15 protein-coding genes and 1 pseudogene are annotated in these 18,013 nt (G+C 68.4%); 10 read left to right on the top strand and 6 right to left on the bottom strand.

Annotated features, from left to right (window positions below):
* Positions 1 to 312 precede the first annotated feature (312 nt).
* Positions 313 to 804, bottom strand: a complete 492-nt coding sequence (locus MBENS4_RS09390) for an RcnB family protein (RefSeq protein WP_039390362.1) — start codon at positions 802 to 804, stop codon at positions 313 to 315.
* 360 nt (positions 805 to 1,164) lie between these two features.
* Here MBENS4_RS09390 and MBENS4_RS09385 point away from each other — a divergent pair, with 360 nt between their 5' ends.
* From MBENS4_RS09385 to MBENS4_RS09370, 4 genes are all read left to right on the top strand, one after another.
* Complete coding sequence (locus tag MBENS4_RS09385; protein WP_039392118.1) at positions 1,165 to 2,217, top strand: PhoH family protein; 1,053 nt, start codon at positions 1,165 to 1,167, stop codon at positions 2,215 to 2,217.
* Positions 2,218 to 2,536: 319 nt separating this feature from the next.
* Positions 2,537 to 3,028, top strand: a complete 492-nt coding sequence (gene ybeY, locus MBENS4_RS09380) for an rRNA maturation RNase YbeY (RefSeq protein ID WP_039390360.1) — start codon at positions 2,537 to 2,539, stop codon at positions 3,026 to 3,028.
* Between the two features lie 23 nt (positions 3,029 to 3,051).
* Entirely contained in the window at positions 3,052 to 3,969 is a 918-nt protein-coding gene (locus tag MBENS4_RS09375) for a hemolysin family protein (RefSeq protein WP_039390358.1), read from the top strand.
* Positions 3,970 to 4,032: 63 nt separating this feature from the next.
* Positions 4,033 to 4,917, top strand: coding sequence for a LysR substrate-binding domain-containing protein (locus MBENS4_RS09370; RefSeq protein WP_052322151.1), 885 nt, complete (start codon positions 4,033 to 4,035; stop codon positions 4,915 to 4,917).
* 80 nt (positions 4,918 to 4,997) lie between these two features.
* On the opposite strand, the gene MBENS4_RS24045 is transcribed toward MBENS4_RS09370, so the two are convergent.
* A complete protein-coding gene (locus tag MBENS4_RS24045; RefSeq protein ID WP_159108039.1) occupies positions 4,998 to 5,714 on the bottom strand; it encodes a rhomboid family intramembrane serine protease in 717 nt (238 codons plus the stop codon).
* A gap of 153 nt (positions 5,715 to 5,867) precedes the next feature.
* Positions 5,868 to 6,332 carry a peptidylprolyl isomerase gene (locus MBENS4_RS09360; protein WP_039390356.1) on the bottom strand — a complete coding sequence of 155 codons (465 nt, stop codon included), beginning with the start codon at positions 6,330 to 6,332 and terminating at the stop codon, positions 5,868 to 5,870.
* Between the two features lie 196 nt (positions 6,333 to 6,528).
* Here MBENS4_RS09360 and mgtE point away from each other — a divergent pair, with 196 nt between their 5' ends.
* Positions 6,529 to 8,004 (top strand): magnesium transporter, encoded by a 1,476-nt coding sequence (gene mgtE / locus MBENS4_RS09355; RefSeq protein WP_039390354.1) that lies wholly within the window; start codon positions 6,529 to 6,531, stop codon positions 8,002 to 8,004.
* A gap of 56 nt (positions 8,005 to 8,060) precedes the next feature.
* Entirely contained in the window at positions 8,061 to 8,465 is a 405-nt protein-coding gene (locus MBENS4_RS09350) for a DUF1489 family protein (protein WP_039390352.1), read from the top strand.
* Positions 8,466 to 8,689: 224 nt separating this feature from the next.
* Here MBENS4_RS09350 and nudC read toward each other — a convergent pair whose 3' ends face one another.
* From nudC to MBENS4_RS09335, 3 genes and pseudogenes are all read right to left on the bottom strand, one after another.
* Positions 8,690 to 9,631 carry an NAD(+) diphosphatase gene (gene nudC, locus MBENS4_RS09345; RefSeq protein WP_052322149.1) on the bottom strand — a complete coding sequence of 314 codons (942 nt, stop codon included), beginning with the start codon at positions 9,629 to 9,631 and terminating at the stop codon, positions 8,690 to 8,692.
* A 1-nt stretch (position 9,632) separates the two neighbouring features.
* On the bottom strand, positions 9,633 to 10,943 hold the full coding sequence (locus MBENS4_RS09340; RefSeq protein ID WP_039390350.1) for a serine hydrolase domain-containing protein: 1,311 nt from the start codon (positions 10,941 to 10,943) through the stop codon (positions 9,633 to 9,635).
* Positions 10,940 to 12,006 (bottom strand): annotated as a pseudogene (locus MBENS4_RS09335) (A/G-specific adenine glycosylase). The gene MBENS4_RS09340 and the pseudogene MBENS4_RS09335 overlap by 4 nt, the downstream one beginning before the upstream one ends.
* An 80-nt stretch (positions 12,007 to 12,086) precedes the next feature.
* Between MBENS4_RS09335 and MBENS4_RS09330 the strand changes: the two are divergent.
* The 4 genes from MBENS4_RS09330 to MBENS4_RS09315 all read left to right on the top strand — a co-directional run bounded on the left by MBENS4_RS09330 (position 12,087) and on the right by MBENS4_RS09315 (position 17,755).
* Positions 12,087 to 12,629, top strand: a complete 543-nt coding sequence (locus MBENS4_RS09330; protein WP_242404849.1) for a DUF721 domain-containing protein — start codon at positions 12,087 to 12,089, stop codon at positions 12,627 to 12,629.
* A complete protein-coding gene (locus tag MBENS4_RS09325; RefSeq protein WP_039390343.1) occupies positions 12,626 to 13,411 on the top strand; it encodes a DsbA family protein in 786 nt (261 codons plus the stop codon). The genes MBENS4_RS09330 and MBENS4_RS09325 overlap by 4 nt, the downstream gene beginning before the upstream one ends.
* Positions 13,412 to 13,525: 114 nt before the next feature.
* Entirely contained in the window at positions 13,526 to 14,287 is a 762-nt protein-coding gene (locus tag MBENS4_RS09320; protein ID WP_039390342.1) for a thioredoxin domain-containing protein, read from the top strand.
* A gap of 45 nt (positions 14,288 to 14,332) precedes the next feature.
* The gene (locus MBENS4_RS09315) at positions 14,333 to 17,755 is read left to right on the top strand and encodes an AAA family ATPase (RefSeq protein ID WP_039390340.1); all 3,423 of its coding nucleotides are present in this window, start codon (positions 14,333 to 14,335) and stop codon (positions 17,753 to 17,755) included.
* The last annotated feature ends 258 nt before the right edge of the window (positions 17,756 to 18,013 follow it).

Raw genomic sequence — 18,013 nt, 5'->3', positions numbered from 1 at the left:
GCGGCCCGGGCAAGCACACCCGCGCCGCGCAGGCCCCAACTCGCCGCAAAGGCGCGCCTTTTCGAGGGGGGACAAGGGAGGTAGTATTTCAAGGGGCCATCGCCCCTTGACCCCAGAATGGGCAGCCTCGCCATTCTCAGCCCCGGTAGCGCGTGGAGGGTGACTCGACAATTCGAGGAGCCCGAGGGCGATGGCCCTCGGATATATCTCTTCTGACGTTTTCGCCCTCTCCCTTTCGCATTCCCCAAATACAAAGCGGCCCCGGTGCTTGCTCACCGGGGCCGCCGTAGGGGACTCGTTGGAGAGGGCAACTTACCAGAAGAAGCCGTTGTAGACGGTGAGAACACGACCATTGCGGACGTTCACCAGGACCACGTCGTTGTTGTAGCGCACCCAGCGCGCACCGGCGTGGGGCGCCGGGAGACGATAGCGGGCGTAGTCGTTCACCCAGTAACGGCTGCCATAGTAGGCGGGCTGGAAGCGGTGCCCCACCGCAACGGGGCTGTAGCGATAGCCCGAGGGACCGCGGTAGGCCGAGCGGTGGTAGACGTTGCGGTGGCTGCGGCGGTAGTCGCGCCAGTCCTCACGCGCCTCGCGGCTTGCGCTGCGCACGTCGCGGCGCGCCTCGCGGACATCGCGGCGGTCGCCATGGCGCTCGGCCTGGCGCAGGTCACGGCGCGCCTCGCGCAGGTCGCGCTGGCTCTCGCGCGCCTCGCGGTAGCTCTGGGCCGAGGCCATCGTCGGCACCGCCAGTGTGGGAACGGCAACGCTGGCGGCAAGGGCCATCAGGATGAACTTACGCATGAAAAAACTCCTTCAACATGCAGCCGGGGTGGCGGTCTGTGCATTCAGGTTTTACGCACCCTACATGAACGAAGCGAGAGCGCGCCGTACACCTCCCGCTCAGCAGTGTCGCAGCGCTGGACAGGTCCCGGGAAACCCGCGCAAATGCGTGGGATCGCCCGCCAGATCGGAACAGCAACCCTCTGAAAATAATTCCAGTATCCGATAGATTGCACGATCTGGGCGATGCCCCGTGCGGGCTTTCCGGGCCGATTCTTTTCCACCGCCAACGCCCCTGCGATCCACCCCCCTCTTGCAAGCGGGCGCGCACAGGGCCATCTTTCGCCTTGGAAGCAAACCATCCTCATCAGAAAGGAACGCATGGCCCGTAAAGCAGCCCGCGCCGACAACGATACGGTGCACCTGAGGCCCGACACCCACCGTCGCGCCCGTGTCGAAGTGGAATTCGACGAACCCACGCTGCTGGGGGCCTTGTTCGGACAATTCGATTCCAATCTCGTGCAGGTGGAGAACCGCCTCGGCGTCTACATCGCCGCGCGCGGCAACAAGATCCAGATCGAGGGACCCGAAGACGCCGTCGCCCGCGCGCGCGAAACGGTGACGGGCATGTACCGGCAGCTCGAACAGGGCCACCAGGAGCTTGATTCGGGCGCAATCGAGGCGCTCATCTCGATGTCGGCCGAACCCACTCTCGATGGCATCATCACCGGCGATGCCGACAACGGCGGCAAGGGCCCGCCGATCATGATCCGCACCCGGCGCAAGACCATCGTGCCGCGCTCGACCACCCAGATCGAGTACATGCGCGCTCTCGCCAAGTCGGACGTCATCTTCGCGCTCGGCCCGGCGGGCACGGGCAAGACGTACCTCGCGGTCGCGCAGGCCGTCTCGCAGCTGATGACCGGCTCGGTCCAGCGCCTGATCCTCTCGCGCCCCGCGGTCGAGGCGGGCGAGAAGCTGGGCTTCCTGCCCGGCGACATGAAGGACAAGGTCGATCCCTACCTGCGCCCGCTCTACGACGCGCTCTACGACTGCATGCCGCCCGAGCAGGTGGAACGCCGCCTCGCCAGCGGCGAGATCGAGATCGCGCCGATCGCCTTCATGCGCGGGCGCACGCTGGCCGATGCCTTCGTCATCCTCGACGAGGCGCAGAACACCACGCGCGAACAGATGAAGATGTTCCTCACCCGCTTCGGCCAGAACAGCCGGATGGTGGTGTGCGGCGACCCCAAGCAGGTCGACATCCCCGGTGGCGACCGCATGTCGGGCCTCGCCGATGCCGTGACCAAGCTCGAAGGCGTGGACGGGATTGCCGTCACCCGCTTCTCCGCCGCCGACGTCGTGCGCCATCCCATCGTGGGCCGCATCGTCGAAGCCTACGAGGGCCCGCTTTCGCAGTACGACGAGGACTAAGAAGGGAAGGAAGAGACGATTCAAGGGGTCATCCCCCCTTGACCCCAGAATGGGCGACCTCACCATCCTCGGCCAACGCAGTGCGACAGGGGTGAGCCAGACCATTCCGGGAGCCCGAGGGCGATGGCCCTCGGAACGTCCCTTCCTTGCTCCCTGCCAAGCGCCCTTGCAGTTTGCGCACAGACCTTTCGGCCTGGATTATTGCCTTGCGCTTTGTGACCTCAACGTGACGCGCGCCCTGCAATATCGATTGCAAAAAGGGCCGAGTTCCCGCTTTTCCCCGCTCGACCCGGGCGCATTGGAGCGCTAAGGGGCGGCGATGGAACTCGAGATCGACATCGAAGCCCCCTGGCCCGGCGACACCGATTGGGTGGACCTGGCCGAACGGGCGCTCGAGGCGCTTGTCCAGGTGGCTCCCGAACTGGGGCACGAACGGCTGCTTACCAGCGTTCTGTTCACCTCGGATTCGCAGGTGCACACGCTCAACCGCGAGTGGCGCGCCAAGGACAAGCCCACCAACGTTCTTTCCTTCCCCATGCTGGAACGTGTCGAACTGTTGAATTTACAGCAAGACGGCCCGCCCGAAATGCTGGGTGACATCGCTCTCGCCGCAGAGACCTGCGCGCGCGAAGCAAGTGAGAAAAACGTTTCTATTCAGGAACATGCAACACACCTCCTGATCCACGGCCTGCTTCACCTGGCGGGCCTCGACCATGAGATTTCCGACGCCGATGCCGAGGCCATGGAGGCGCTCGAAACAAAGGCACTTGCGATTCTTGCCATTGCCGACCCATATGGGGACCGCAACTAACCTTCGAGGGATACCCAATCACGATGGCCGAAAATGGCCGCCACACCGACCCAGGAGACGGGGACAGTACCGGCACGCTCTGGCGTGCATTCCGCAAACTGTTCCAGGGGGACGCCGACCAGTCGCTGCGCGCGCAGCTGGAAGACGTCATCAACAACCATGAGGGCGAGACCGACGCAAACGGAGCGCCCAGCGGCGACCTGTCGCCGCTCGAGCGCCAGATGCTGCGCAACCTCCTCCACTTTTCCGAGCACGATGCCGACGACATCGCGATCCCGCGCGGCGAGATCGTCGCGATTGCCGCCTCGGCCAGCTTTGACGAAGTGGTCGAGGCCTTTGCCGAGCACGGCCATTCGCGCCTGCCGGTCTATGGCGAATCGCTCGATGACGTGAAGGGCATGATCCACATCAAGGACGTGTTCCCGATCCTCGCGCGCGGGGAGCCGGCCCCGGCCGACTGGACCAGCCTGCTGCGCCGGCCGCTGTTCGTGCCCCAGTCGCGCGGCGCGCTCGACGTGCTGGCCGACATGCGCGCCCAGCGCGTGCACCTCGCCGTCGTCATCGACGAGTACACCGGCACCGACGGCATCATCACCATCGAGGACCTCGTCGAGGAAATCGTCGGCGATATCGAGGACGAGCACGACGAGGCCGCCGAGGAATGGCTGGTGCCGCTCGAGAACGGGGTCTGGGACGCCGATTCGCGCGCCGAGCTTGAGGATGTGGCCGAGCGCATCGACCCGCGCCTTGCCGAGATCGAGGAAGCCGTGGATACTCTGGGCGGCCTGGCTTTCGTCCTCGCCGAGCAGGTCCCCCAGGTCGGCACGATCCTGGAGCACGACAGCGGCTGGCGCATAGAAATTACCGACGGCAACGAGCGGCACGTCACGAGGCTTCGCCTCCACCCGCCTCTCGAAGAGCCCGTCCGAGAGGAAGACTGAGAGTACCCATGCACACCGGCGCACTCCCGCGCGCGGTGAACCGAAGCGAAAAGACCAGAGACATTGCCCGTACGTCGACTTCCCCCACTGCGCGCGCTTGAAGCGTTCGTCCGCGTCGTCCGCCTAGGTTCCGCCAAGGCCGCCGCGAACGAGCTCGCGCTCAGTCCGTCCGCCCTCTCCCGCCGTGTCGCCGCTCTCGAGGACTTCACCGGCAAGCGTTTGTTCACCCGTCAGCACCAGGCGATGAAGCTGACCGACGAAGGCCAGGCCTTCTACAACGTCGTCGGCCCCAAGCTCGAGGAGCTGGCCGAGGCGGTGGAATCGCAGATCGACCGCGGCCAGGTCCTGCGCCTGCACCTGGGCGTCCCCTCGCTGTTCGGTGGCCAGCGCCTGTTCCCGCGCCTGCCCGAGCTGCGCAAGCTGCACCCGCGCCTGCACATCGACATCGACACCGGCACGCACCTCGAAGCGCGCGTGGGCGACACGCTCGACGCCGCGGTGATCCTGGCCAAGGAACCCGACCCGGCCTTCTACCGTGTCCAGCTTGACCACAACAAGGTCTATGGCATCGTCTCGCGCGAGATGGCCAACGACCTGGGACCGCGCCCGGACAAGGACAAGCTCTCCAAACAGACCTTCCTGATCCACCAGGACCTGCCCGACAGCCTCGATGCGTGGAAGAAGGCGATCGGCCTGCCGGACCTGGAGCCCGCCTCGGTCGACAAGTTCGACTCCGGCCAGCTCGTGCTCGAAGCCGCCGCGCAGGGGCTGGGCATCGCGATCATGCACGATGATCACTTCCGCCGCTCGAACGACGGCCGCCTGGCGCGCCTCTACGACATCGATGTGGAAAGCCCCTACCGCTACTGGTTCGTGTGCCGCCCCAAGGCGCTCGAAACGCGTCCCGTGCGCATGTTCCACGAGTGGCTGCAGCAGGCTGGCCTCTAAGACTTCCGGGCCACGGCCCGAACACCGCAAGCCCCCCCTTACGTCCGTCAGGCCGGATCAGCGCGATCCGGCCCGTCGGTCTATCCCTCGCCGCAAGCGCCCGTCTTGCCCAGCGCGCCCAGCGCCACCAGAGCCGGGGCAAGCAGGAACCCGGTGACGAATCCGCCCAGATGGGCCTCCCAGGCGAGCCCCGAGGCGGCCTCGAAGAGCACCGGCACCCCGCCCAGCGCGCAGACCGCCCAGAACTGGGTCCGCGCCATGGCCAGCACCTCGCGCCCCATCGCCACCGAGCAGACCTCGCCCACGCCCGCGGTCATCGCCTTGTGCCGGGCAAGAAAGCCGATCAGCCCGAACACGACGCCCGAGGCGCCCAGCAAGCCCTCGCCTCCCGCGCGGTGGAGCGCAAGATAGGCCAGCCCCCCGGCCAGCCCGCTGGCCTCGAAGAGCAGGCCAAGGCGCAGCCAGGCGCACAGCCCCCCGCCCAGCCGATGCACCGCCAGCGCGGCCAGCGGCACGAAGGCAAAGGCCGTGATCGCAAGGTGCAGCGCGGAGGCATGGGCGAACATGTGCATCTGCAGCGTGGCGAGGTGCCCCTCCCCGAGCGCCTCGCGCGAGACCCGCCAGGCCAGCATCCGGTCGGTGTCGAACAGGCGCACGACGAAGACGTAGGCCATGAAGCCCAGCAGCGCCCAACCGGGCGCATAGTCCTGCCAGGCAATCACGGGGCCAGAGCGCTCCTCCCGCCCGGCCCCGCAATCCTCTGCGCGTATGTGCACCGCCACCCGTTCGCTGCTCATCACACCCTCCATCCAGGGGCGAGGATACCAAGCGATTCGCCGCAAGGGGTGTGTTCTGGATCACGCCCACGAAAAAAGGGCGCCCCCTCAAGAGGAAGCGCCCTTTTTCAGCGTATCCGCCCCCCGCATGGGGCGCGGATGCGGCCCGCACTCTTACGAGAGCGCGGCCTTCACGATCTTGCCCGGCTCACGCGGCGGCTCGCCCTTGGGCAGCGCGTCGACGTGATCCATGCCTTCGACCACTTCACCCCAGACGGTGTACTGCTTGTCGAGGAAGCGCGCATCGTCGAAGCAGATGAAGAACTGGCTGTTGGCCGAGTGCGGGTAGCTGGTGCGGGCCATTGAGCACACGCCGCGCACGTGCGGCTCGGCGCTGAATTCGGCCTGCAGGTCGGGCTTGTCCGAACCGCCCATGCCGGTGCCGTTGGGGCAGCCGCCCTGCGCCATGAATCCGGGGATCACGCGGTGGAAGAGGATACCGTCGTAGAAACCTTCCGAGGTCAGCTCCTTGATGCGCTCGACGTGACCGGGGGCCAGGTCGGGGCGCAGCTTGATCTTGACGTCGCCGCCTTCGCCGTTGCCGGTGTCGAGCGTGAAGGTGAGAAATTCATCAGCCATCGAAAACTCCTGTCGCCGCGCGGATGCGGGCCATTAGGTGGGCTGGCAGGCCGCGCGGGGGCGGGCGCCATGTGAACCGGCCCCCGATATAGGCGATGGTGCGCCGTTGTCACGTTCCGCGCGGCCAGCGTGCACGAAATTCATCCGCGCCGGGGGGAACTGTTGCAATTGCGAAATTGCCGCGTAGACCCGCCCCATGAGCGATACGGATCTCAAGGACGAACGCATCGAGGACGCGGATCTGCGCGACGAGAGCCTTGCTGCGTCCGAATTTCCCGAGGATCCGGACGGTGAGCCTGAAACCGAGAGCGAAAGCCTCGACGAGGACAACCGCCTCAAGGCCGACTACGTCCGCGCGGTCAAGGACGCCTTGTGGGAGGAAGACTTCGACCGCGTCTACGAACTGGTCGAACCGCTCCACCCCGCCGACATCGCCGACCTGTTCGAGCTGGTCGATGCCGACGAGCGCCCGGTGCTGGCGCGCTCGATCCGCGACCTCATGGGCGTGGAGGTCATCGCCGAGCTGAACGACTGGGTGCGCGAGCTCCTCGTCGAGACGCTGCCCGCCGAAGTGGTCGCGGGCTTTGCCGGCGAGCTCGACACCGACGATGCCGTCGCGATGCTGGAGGACCTCGACGAGGACAACCAGCGCGCGGTCCTGGCCGAGATGGAGCCGGAAGACCGCGCGGCCATCGAATCGGCACTGTCCTACCCCGACGAATCCGCCGGGCGCATGATGAGCCGCGAGTTCGTGGCCGTGCCCGAGACGATGACGGTGGGCGACCTCATCGATTTCCTGCGCGAACACCGCGAACTGCCGACCGAGTTCTGGGAAGTGTTCATCGTCGATCCGATGCACCGCCCGATCGGCACCTGCCTCCTGTCCTGGATCCTGCGCTGCCCGCGCAACATCCCGCTCTACGACGTGATGAAGCGCGAGCAGACGCTGATCCCGGTCGACATGGACCAGGAAGAGGTCGCGCTGCGCTTCCAGAAGTACGCGCTGATCTCGGCCGCGGTGGTCGACACCTCGGGCCGCCTGATCGGCCAGATCACGGTCGACGACGTGGTCCACATCATTTCCGAGGAAGCGGGCGAGGACGCCCTGCTCCTGTCCGGCGCGGGCGATGGCGACATCAACGAGCCGATCCGCGACGCCTGGTCGGGCCGCGTGCGCTGGCTGATCGCGAACCTGCTCACCGCCACGCTCGCCTCGGCGGTCATCGCCATGTTCGAGGACACCATCGCGGCCATGGTCGCGCTCGCCACGCTCATGCCGATCGTGGCGGGGCTGGGCGGGAATGCGGGCACGCAGACGCTGGCCGTCACCGTGCGCGCGCTCGCGATGAACCAGCTTACCCCGAGTAACGCCTGGCGCGCGGTCCGGCGCGAGATGACCATCGCGCTTCTGAATGGCGGCACGGTCGCCGTCATCATCGGCCTCGCGGTCTCGCTGATCTTCGGCAACCCGATGCTGGGCGGAGTGATCGCCGCGGCCATGATGACCAACATCGTGATTGCGGGGATGGCGGGCGTGCTGATCCCGCTCGCGCTCGAACGCCTCAACGCCGACCCGGCGATCTCGTCCTCGGTCTTCGTGACGATGACGACCGATTCGATGGGCTTCCTCGTCTTCCTGGGCCTGGCCACGATGTCCGGGCTGGTGGGCTGAGCGCACACGCAAGAACCGTGTTGGCGTTCGCGCCCATCCTCCCTATCTAGCCTGTCATGCCGCTGCACATGACGAAGATTGCCTTTGCCGCCCAGAGCCCCGCCGACCTGCGCGCCTGGCTGGAAAGCCACGCGCCCTTCGGCGAGGCGCGCCTCACCACCCGCTACGTGCCCAAGCGGCAGGAGGAGATGGTCGGCGGCTCGCTCTACTGGATCTTCGAGCACGCGCTCATCGGCCGCTCGCCGATCCTGGGCTTTGAACAACGCGAAAGCGACGGGCGCTGGCACATCCGCCTCGAACCGCGGCTGATCCCGGTCGTCACCAAGCCCAAGCGCGCCCACCAGGGCTGGCGCTACCTCAAGGACGAGGACGCCCCGCGCGACCTCACCGATGGGGAAGACAGCGGTGACATCATGCCCCCCAAGCTGGCGCGCGAGCTGATGAAACTGGGGCTGGTTTAAGGCGTCGTTGAACATCGGAAAGCCGGGTTTCAAGACGAAATGAGGACGTCAGAAGGATGATTCCGAGGCTATTGCCCTCGGGCTCCCGATACCGTCGACCTCACCTCTCACCAGCTGCGTGGGCCGAGAATGGTGAGGTCGCCCATTTTGGGGTCAAGGGGCGATGGCCCCTTGAAAAATGACTTGCTTCTATTGTCCTTCCTAAAGCTTCACATCTTTCCCGATCATTCCACCGGACCGCGATCCAGCCACCACTTGAGCAGGACATAGGCCACCGCGCTCTGCGACGGGGCGTCGAAGGCGAGGCCCGCTTCGCCCCGCTCGGTCTTGGCCGCAACGGCTTCCTCGACTTCGGCGCGGGTGAACCAGCGCACGTCGTCGAGTTCGGTCTCGTCCATGGTGATGGCATCGTCCTTGGCCACCGCGTGGCAGGCGATCATCAGCGAGGACGGGAAGGGCCAGGGCTGGCTGGCGATGTAGGTGACGTCATGGACGCGCACACCCGCTTCCTCGAAGACCTCGCGGGCGACCGCCTCTTCCACCGTCTCGCCCGGTTCCACGAACCCGGCAAGCGCGGAGTAGCGCCCTTCGGGAAAGCGCGGCTGGCGCCCCAGGAGCAGCCGGTCCTCGTGCTCGACCGACATGATCGTGACCGGATCGACGCGCGGGAAATGGGGCACGCCGCACGTGACCGAGGTGCAGGTGCGCTGCCAGCCGCCCTTGTCGAGCACGGTTTCGCTGCCGCACTGCGCGCAGAAGCGGTGCCGCGCGTGCCAGCCGACAAGCGCGCGGGCTCCGCCGTAGATCGCCAGTTCCTCGTGGGAGAGCACCGCCATCGCGCTCCAGCTGGCGGGCCCTGCGTGCGGGGTCTCGCCCGGCTGGACCACGGGGACGGGGGCAAAGCAGGCGCGGCGCTCCGTCCCTTCGCCGTCAAGGCCCAGAAACACCAGTTCAGCCTCGGGCGACACGGCATCGAGATCACCCCAGCGCAGCGTGTCCGCAGAACTCAGCAGCGGGTCGAGCCCGTCGAGCAGCAGCACCCGCGCGCCGGGCCCGCGCAGGAGGGCCAACGCCTCGGGATTGGTGCGGATGTGATCGGCCCGGTCGAGCGGCGATCCGGCGTAGGAAATCGGCGCGATCGGGACGGTGGCAGGACGGGCGGGCATGTCAGGTTCTCTCCAGGAGCGCGGTCACGTCGGCTTTGAGCGCCGACTGGAATTCGGGAAGCAGGCGGCTGGCCTCGGGCGGCATGAACTGGACGAAAATCTGCGAGCGCAGCCCCTTGGCCATATCGACCATGGCGACCGTTCCGGCCGCGCCCGACCAGCCGAACATACCGCTCTCCGGCCCCATCCCCACGCGCCCACCCGCGCCGAAGCCGGACGGCCGCCCTTGCGTGACCGGGCCTGCGACGCCTTCGGGCAGGAGGTTGCGAGTGCCCGTGCGCACGGCGAGTTCGGAGAGGATGCGGCGCCCGTCCAGCTCGCCGAACTGGGCCAGCAGGCGCAGGAATCGGTCATAGTCGGCCGGGGTGCTGACCAGCCCGGCCCCGCCGAAGGGAAAGGGCGGGGGATCGAGGTAGATCGAATCCGCGCCCGTATCGATGGGCACGAGCCCTTGCCCGAGCGCCCCGTAATTGGTGGTAAGACGCCCCGCTTCCTCGCGGGGAACCTGGAAGGTAGTGCTCTCCATGCCCGCGGGCGCGAAGATCACCTCGCGCAGGTACCTGTCGAAGGCAAGGCCCGAGACCACCTCGATGACCCGGCCCATCAGGTCCAGCCCCATCGAGTAGATCCACTTGGTGCCCGGATCGGCTACCAGCGGCACCTGCGCGAGACGCGAGGCGAAAAGGTCGAGGCTGCCCACCGTCTCGCCATTGAAGATGCCCGGCACCTTCAGGCGGCTGACCTGCCCCGGGATCAGGCCCTTGTCCTCCATCAGGTCCTTGATCGGCCCCTTCTGGACGATGGTGTAGCCGATCCCGGCGGTGTGGGTGAGGAGGTGGCGGATGGTGATCGCGCGGGGCGCGTCGTGCAGCGCGTCGAGCGAGCCGTCGTAGCGGTCCTGCACCTGCATGTCCGCGTATTCGGGGAGGATTTCGTGCAGCGGCTGGTCAAGGCCGAGCAGGCCATCGGCGATCAGCTGCATCGCGGCCATGCCGGTGACGGGCTTGGTCATCGAATAGATGCGAAAGAGGCTGTCGGGCGCCATCGCGCTATCTTCGGTGAAGCTCTGCATGCCCGAGAGGACATATTCGGGCGCTTGCCCGGGAAGCCCCAGCGTCGCGATCATGCCCGGAAAGCGCCCCGGCCCGGTCCAGCGCGCAAGGACAGCCCGAACCCGAGGCAACAGGTCACGGGCTTGCGCAGCAAGTGCCAGCCGGGGGAGCAGTGGCGCGCCCAGCCCCGCCGCGGCGCCCAGCATGAGAAGACGGCGCCGGTCGAGCGCATGCTGCAAACCCTCGACCTCGCGCGTCATGCATCCTCTCCCGTGTGGGCCAGCGCCAGCCGCGCGGCCTTGGCAAAGAGCGTGGGGAGCCCGGCGTCATCCAGCTTTTCAAGCGGCCACCACTCGCCTTCGCCCAGATCCTCGGGCGGCGATGCTCCGGCGTGAATGGCGAGGCGCAGATCCAGCGCGAAGTGGCTGAAGATATGCGCGACCCGCCCCGCCGGCTCCCAGGGCCCTTGCGCCAGGTCCTCGCCGTGGCCGTCCTGGCGCGCGGCCCAGCCATCGTCGGGAAGCGCGCGCATGCCGCCCAGCATCCCCTTGCCCGCGCGGCGCACCAGCCAGACATGGTCCTCGCCGGCGATCCGTGTCTCGATCCAGAAGGCCCGGCCCGTGCGGGTGGCTTCGCCTTCTTGGGTGCCTTGACCGGCAAACGCGCCGGGTCTCCCGAAGCGCGTGCGGCGCAAGTGTCCGAGAGCGGGCAGAGCAGGCACCTGGGTTCACGCACCGTGCAAATGCCCGAGCCCAGGTCCATCATCGCCTGGGCAAAGTCGCCCGCGCGGGCATCGGGCGTGATCGCATCGGTACGCTCGCGGATCTCGGGACGGCTGGCGGGCAGAGGGGTCTCGATCGCGAAGAGGCGCGAGACGACGCGCTCGACATTGGCGTCGACCACGACCGCGCGCGCGCCAAAGGCAATCGCGGCGACCGCGGCGGCGGTATAGGGGCCAAGACCCGGCAGTGTGCGCAGCTCGGCTTCGGTCTCGGGGAAGGTCCCGCCGCGCGCGGCCACCTCGCGCGCGCAGGCGAGCAGGTTGCGGGCCCTCGCGTAATAGCCCAGCCCCGCCCAGGCGGCCATGACCTCCTCGTCGGGCGCGGCGGCAAGGTCGGCCACACTCGGCCACAGGCGGGTGAATTTGGCGAAGTACTCCTTCACCGCAGCCACGGTGGTCTGCTGGAGCATGACCTCGGAAAGCCAGACGCGGTAGGGATCCGGCGCGGGCGTTCCGGGCGGCGCGCGCCAGGGCAGCGTGCGCGCGTTCGCATCGTACCAGTCGAGAAGTCGCTCGGCGGTGGTTTCGCGGCTGGCATCCATGCGCCCCCTATGGCATTGGAGGCCGCGCATGGGAACGGCCCAAATCGCGCAAAAGGCACAGCAAGACTCTGGACAGCACCGTGGACAAGAAGCCGAGCAAGACCAAGGGCAAGGCCGCGCCCAAGGCCTTCGAACGCGCGCGCGGCGGACAGGCCCGCGCGATCAGCGACCTCATGCCCAATGTCGGGCGCACCGCCTTTCGCCGCTTCGGCTTCGTGCAGTCGAGCGTGGTGACGCGCTGGCCCGAGATCGTGGGCGCGCGCCACGCCCGCGTCTGCACGCCCGAGGCGATCCGCTTCCCGCCCGGCGAGAAGTGCGACGGCATCCTGCAGCTGGTGGTCAAGCCCGCCCACGCTACGCTGATCCAGCACGTGATCCCCGAGATCATGGACCGGGTGAACCGCTTCTTCGGCTACAAGGCGGTCGCCAAGGTCAAGATCCGGCAAGGCGAGGTTAAGCCACCGCCTGCCACGCAGAGCGGCGCCGCGCCGCCTTCCCTCAAACCGGTCCCCTACGAACTGGGCGAATCGCTGCGCGACATCGGCGACCCGGAGCTGCGCGCGGTGCTGGAATCGCTGGCCCGCAGCATGGGCGCCAAAGCCGAACGGAACGACGAGACATGACACCTGCCACCAAGACTCTCTCCCTCCTCGCGCTGGGCGCGGCCACGCTCGCGGCGGGCAGCCTTGCCGCACCGACAGGCACCAGTGCCGCCGAAAGCAAGACCAACCGCAACGGGCAGGTCACGGTGACGGGCAACGGCAGCTACACGCTGGGCAACCCCGCCGCGCCGGTGAAGGTCACCGAGTACATCAGCTACACCTGCTCGCACTGCGCCGCGCTCCACCGCGAATCCGATCCCGTACTGCGCACGACCGCGATCCCGCAGGGCAAGGTGGCGCTCACCGTCTCGAACCTGGTGCGCAACCCGGTCGATATCACCATTGCGCTCCTCACCTCGTGCGGCGATCCCAAGACCTTCTTCGTACGCCACAACGCCTTCCTCGCCTCGCAGGACACCTGGCTGCCCAAGGCGGCATCGGCCAGCGAAGCGCAGCGCGCGCGCTGGGCCGAAGGCGAACTGCCCCAGCGCCTGCGCGCCATCGCCAGCGACCTCGATTTCTACAAGAAGGTCGAACACTTCGGCATCACCCGCAGCAAGGCCGACCAGTGCCTCGCCGACAAGGCCCAGCTCGACAAGGTCATGGCCCAGTACGAGGCCGCCTCGCAGCTCAAGCTGACCGGCACGCCCGGGATCGTCATCAACGGCAAGGTCCTCTACGCCACGAAGGACGGCAAGGTCCTCCAGAGCCCGATGGGCGGCCCGCTCCAGGCGACGCAGTGGAAGGACTTGTCCGCCGCGATCACCAAGGCGCTTGCCGCCAACACCGCCGGGCAGATCTGAGCCCGCCCCTTTTCCGCCTCCAACTGTGCAAAGATGGCCAGGCGGGGCTGCGCGCCCCTCAACCTTGCGCCCGGTTTCTGCCAGACTGCTTCATCAACCAAGGATTCGCGACACATGACTTCCCCTGCCCTGCGCAAGATCGCCCTCGGCCTCTTCGTGGCCCCGCTCGCTCTTGGCCTCGCGGCCTGCGGCGACAAGGCCGCTGAAAGCGAAGCGCCGGTCGCCAGCGAGGCACTCGCCACCGTCGCGCCGCCCGAGGGCACCGAATGGGCCAGCGTCATCAGCAAGACCGAGGACGGCGGCTACCGCATGGGGAACCCCGACGCGCCGATCAAGCTGGTCGAATACGGCGCGCTGTCGTGCTCGCACTGCGCACTGTTCGCCGAGGAAAGCTTCGCGGACCTGCGCGATAACTACGTCAAGAGCGGCCGCGTCAGCTACGAGATCCGCTTCTTCATGCTCAACCCCTATGACTTCTCGGCCACGATGCTCGCCACCTGCGGCTCGGACGAGGCGGTGATCCCGCTGGCCGAGCAGTTCTGGGCCTGGCAGCCCAACATGTTCGAGAACCTGCAGAGCGCGGGCGAGGAAAAGCTCCAGCAGATCGGCGCAATGCCGCGCGACAAGCAGTTCGCCGCGCTTGCCGAAGCCTCGGGCATGACCGACTTCTTCGCCTCGCGCGGGATCTCCAAGGAGCAGGGCGCACAGTGCCTCGCCAAGACCGAGACCGCGCAGGCCCTCGCGGACCAGACCGATGCGGCCGGCAAGGAAAAGAACATTACCGGCACCCCCACCTTCTTCATCAACGGCGCCAACGTCGGATCGATGGAATGGAAGCCGCTTGAAGCCAAGCTGCAGCAGGCCGGCGCGCGCTGATGCTACGGGCGGTCCTTCCCTGCCCCGAGCGGGCGTAGGACCGCCGTGCATTTCCGGCGTCTCAAGCTCACCGGCTTCAAGAGCTTCGTCGAACCTTCCGAACTGCACATCGAGCCCGGCCTGACAGGCGTCGTGGGCCCCAACGGCTGCGGCAAGTCCAATCTCCTCGAAGCGCTGCGCTGGGTCATGGGCGAAAGCTCGGCCAAGTCGATGCGCGGCGGCGGCATGGAGGACGTGATCTTCGCGGGCACGTCGGGCCGTCCGGCCCGCGCCTTTGCCGAAGTCGTCCTCCAGGCCCGCAGTGAAGACAACGAAGAGCTGGAGGTCGTGCGCCGGATCGAGCGCGGCGCAGGCTCGGCCTACCGCGTCAACGGGCGCGACGTGCGGGCCAAGGACGTCGCGCTCATCTTTGCCGATGCCGCCACCGGCGCGCACAGCCCCGCGCTCGTCAGCCAGGGGCGCATCGCCGCGGTCGTCGCGGCCAAGCCTGCCGAGCGCCGCGCCATGCTGGAGGATGCCGCCGGAATTTCGGGCCTCCACGTGCGCCGCAAGGACGCCGAGCAGAAGCTGCGCGCGACCGAGACCAACCTCGCCCGGCTCGAGGACATCATGGCCGGGCTCGACAAGCAGGTCGCCGGGCTGCGCCGCCAGGCCAAGGCGGCCGAACGCTACAAGCAAATCTCCGAGCAGATCCGCCACGCCGAGGCGCGCCTCCTCTACGCGCGCTGGCGCGATGCCGCCGCCGCCGCCGAGGCTGCGAAGAGGGAGGCCGAGGCCGCCGACACCCGCGTCGGGGCTGCCCAGCGCGCCGCGTTCGAGGCGCAGAAGACGCAAGGCGCCGCCGCGCAAGGCCTTGTCACCGCGCGCGATGAGCAGACCGACCGGCGCGACGATGTCCAGGCCCAAGCGCACCGTTTGTCCACCCTTATCAACCAGTTGGACGCGGCCGAGGAGCGGCGCGCCGACCTCGACCGCCAGAAAGCCCGGCTGGAGGAAGACCGCGACCACGCCGACCGCGTCACGCGCGAAGCCGCCGAAGCGCTGGCGAAACTGGAGACGGACCTTTCCGAGGGCGCCGCAAAGCTGGCCGAGGACGAAGCCCTGCGCCCGCGCCTCGCCAACGCGCTCGAAGGGGTGGAGCGCGCCGCCCGCAGCGCCGAACTCGACCTTGCCCAGGCCACCGCCGCGCAGGCCGGGGTCGATGCCGAATGGCGCATCGCCGCCGCCGAGCTGGAGCAGGCACAGGGCCGCCTCGACCGGCTCGCCGCCGAAGCTGCAAAACTGGAGCAGCAGCGCGCCGCCCTCGCGCAGGAGGACGATCCCGACACGGCCCTCGCCGCCGCCCGCACCGAAGCCGAAGCGGCCAGCGTCGCGCTGGCCGACACGCGCACTGCGCTGGAGGCGCTGGGCGCACGCAAGAGCGCGCTGCAGGCCGAGCGTGACGCCGCCGCCTCCGCGCTGGCGGGTGCCAAGGCCGACCTGACCGGCGTGGAGCGCGAGCACGCCGCCCTCGTGCGCGACCGCGAGGCCCGCGCCAAGGGCGCCAAGGCGGCGCATGGCCTCCCCCGCGCGATCGACGCCCTGCGCGCCGAGCCCGGCTACGAACGCGCGCTCGCCGCCGTGCTGGGGCGCGACGCCAAGGTGCCGCTCGGGCTCGTGGACGGGGCCGAAGGGCGCTTCTGGAGCGGGGCGCAGGCCCCTGCCCCCGTGGCGGACAGCCTCGCCGCCCACGTGCCGGAATGCCCCGAGGAACTGGCCGCCCGGCTCGCACTGGTCCATGTCGCGCCCGAAGACGATGGCCGCGCGCTCGCGCCGGGCGAATGGCTCGTGACGCTGGGCGGCGTGTTGCGGCGTTGGGACGGCTTCATCGCGCGCGGCGAAGGCGGGGCCGAAGCCGCCCGGCTGGAAGCGGAAAACCGGCTTGCCGAACTGGAGGAGCGCCTTCCCCCCCTGCGCGCGGCGGTCACGTCCGCCGAAACGCAGCAAAAGGACGCGCAGGCCGCGCTGTCCGCCCTGCAGAGCGAGATCGTGGCCGCCGAACGCACGGTAGCCGAGGCCGCCAACACCGACCGCGCGGCCCTGCGCCGCGTCGATCAGGCCGAGGCCGCGCGCGAACGCCACGCCGCCCGGTCCACCGAAGTCGCCACGGGCTTGGAGGACCTCGCCCAGCGCCGCGAGGTCGCGCAGGACGAGCTTGCCCAGGCCGAGGCGAAGCGCGCGGGGCTCCCCGATCCCGAAGCGGGCCGCGCCGCGCTCGACGCCGCGCGCACCCGCAACACCGAGGCCCGCGAAGCGCACCAGACCGCAACCGCCCAGTTGGCCGCGCACGACCAGGCGCTGGCCGTCGCACGCGAGAGGCACGCAACGCAAGCCAGCGACATCCGCAGCTGGCAGACCCGCGCGGGCGATGCAGCGTCGCGCCTCGCGCAGATGGCCGGGCGGCTCGACGAGATCGAGACCGAGCTGCGCATCGTCGCGGCCAAGCCGGAGGCGCTCCACGACCAGATCGCCGAGGCCGAAGCGGTCCGTACCCGCCTCGCGGACGACCTCACCCGCGCAGAAGAGGCCGTGGAGGCCGCGCAGGAGGCTGCCAAGGCCGCCGACACCGGGCTCGCCGCCGCGCAGGAAGAACTCGCCGGCGCACGCGAGGCCCGCGCCGGGGCCAACGCGCGCGCCGAGAACGAGGACGCGCGCCGTGTCGAACTTGCGCGCCTGTCGGGCGAGCGCTTCCAGTGCCCGCCCCCGGTCCTGGCCGAGCGCTACGTCTTCACCGCCGCCGACGTGGGCTCCGCCGAGGCCGAAAATGCGCAGCTGGAAAAACTCTCCGCCGAGCGCGAGCGGATCGGCCCGGTCAACCTCGTCGCCGCCGACGAACTCGCCGCCGCCGAAGCGCAGCTGGGCACCTCGGTCAGCGAGAAGGACGAACTGGCCGAGGCGGTCGCGCGCCTGCGCGGCTCGATCGGCAATCTCAACCGCGAGGGGCGCGAGCGGCTGCGCGCCGCCTTCGAGGCGGTCGACGCGCATTTCCAGCGCCTCTTCACCCAGCTGTTCATGGGCGGCAACGCGCACCTCGCCTTCATCGATTCGGACGATCCGCTCGAAGCGGGCCTCGAGATCTACGCCCAGCCGCCGGGCAAGCGACTCCAGTCGCTCACGCTGCTCTCAGGCGGCGAACAGGCGCTGACGGCGGTCGCGCTCGTCTTTGCGCTCTTCCTGACCAACCCCGCGCCGATCTGCGTCCTCGACGAGGTCGACGCCCCGCTCGACGATGCCAATGTCGAGCGCTTCTGCGACCTGCTCGACGCCATGACCCGCGAGACCCAGACCCGCTACCTCATCGTCACCCACAACGCCGTGACCATGAGCCGGATGCACCGCCTGTTCGGGGTCACGATGGTCGAAAAGGGCGTCTCGCGTCTTGTCAGCGTGGATCTGGGCGGGGCGGAAGAGCTGCTCGCGGCGGAGTAGCAGTAGGAATGTTTCAAGGGGCCATCGCCCCTTGGACCCCGGAAATGGGCGACCTCACCCCATTCAGCCCACGTAGCGTGACACAGGTGAGCCAGACAGTTCGGGGAGCCCGAGGGCGATGGCCCTCGGAAATGTCCTTTTATCTTTCATCCAAAACACTTGCCCCGCCGATCAATTGGCTTAATAGCATACCAATTGATCGCACCCCGGATAGCCCCGCAAAGAGCTCTCCCCCGGCGCCGCGATCCTCCAAGAATA

This window comes from Novosphingobium sp. MBES04, from assembly GCF_000813185.1.
GTDB classification, from domain to species: Bacteria; Pseudomonadota; Alphaproteobacteria; order Sphingomonadales; family Sphingomonadaceae; genus Novosphingobium; species Novosphingobium decolorationis.
Note: the sequence above shows the minus strand (reverse complement) of the source record. Positions and strands in the feature narration are given on the sequence as shown.

What these genes read in the sequence shown, in the direction of transcription:
- ybeY (WP_039390360.1), top strand. Translation starts at nt 2,537, where the DNA reads ATGGAACTCGAGATCGACATCGAAGCCCCCTGGCCCGGCGACACCGAT.
- MBENS4_RS09385 (WP_039392118.1), top strand. Translation starts at nt 1,165, where the DNA reads ATGGCCCGTAAAGCAGCCCGCGCCGACAACGATACGGTGCACCTGAGG.
- MBENS4_RS09390 (WP_039390362.1), bottom strand. Translation starts at nt 804, where the DNA reads ATGCGTAAGTTCATCCTGATGGCCCTTGCCGCCAGCGTTGCCGTTCCC.
- MBENS4_RS09340 (WP_039390350.1), bottom strand. Translation starts at nt 10,943, where the DNA reads ATGACGCGCGAGGTCGAGGGTTTGCAGCATGCGCTCGACCGGCGCCGT.
- MBENS4_RS09360 (WP_039390356.1), bottom strand. Translation starts at nt 6,332, where the DNA reads ATGGCTGATGAATTTCTCACCTTCACGCTCGACACCGGCAACGGCGAA.
- nudC (WP_052322149.1), bottom strand. Translation starts at nt 9,631, where the DNA reads ATGCCCGCCCGTCCTGCCACCGTCCCGATCGCGCCGATTTCCTACGCC.
- MBENS4_RS09320 (WP_039390342.1), top strand. Translation starts at nt 13,526, where the DNA reads ATGACTTCCCCTGCCCTGCGCAAGATCGCCCTCGGCCTCTTCGTGGCC.
- MBENS4_RS24045 (WP_159108039.1), bottom strand. Translation starts at nt 5,714, where the DNA reads ATGAGCAGCGAACGGGTGGCGGTGCACATACGCGCAGAGGATTGCGGG.
- MBENS4_RS09350 (WP_039390352.1), top strand. Translation starts at nt 8,061, where the DNA reads ATGCCGCTGCACATGACGAAGATTGCCTTTGCCGCCCAGAGCCCCGCC.
- mgtE (WP_039390354.1), top strand. Translation starts at nt 6,529, where the DNA reads ATGAGCGATACGGATCTCAAGGACGAACGCATCGAGGACGCGGATCTG.
- MBENS4_RS09375 (WP_039390358.1), top strand. Translation starts at nt 3,052, where the DNA reads ATGGCCGAAAATGGCCGCCACACCGACCCAGGAGACGGGGACAGTACC.
- MBENS4_RS09325 (WP_039390343.1), top strand. Translation starts at nt 12,626, where the DNA reads ATGACACCTGCCACCAAGACTCTCTCCCTCCTCGCGCTGGGCGCGGCC.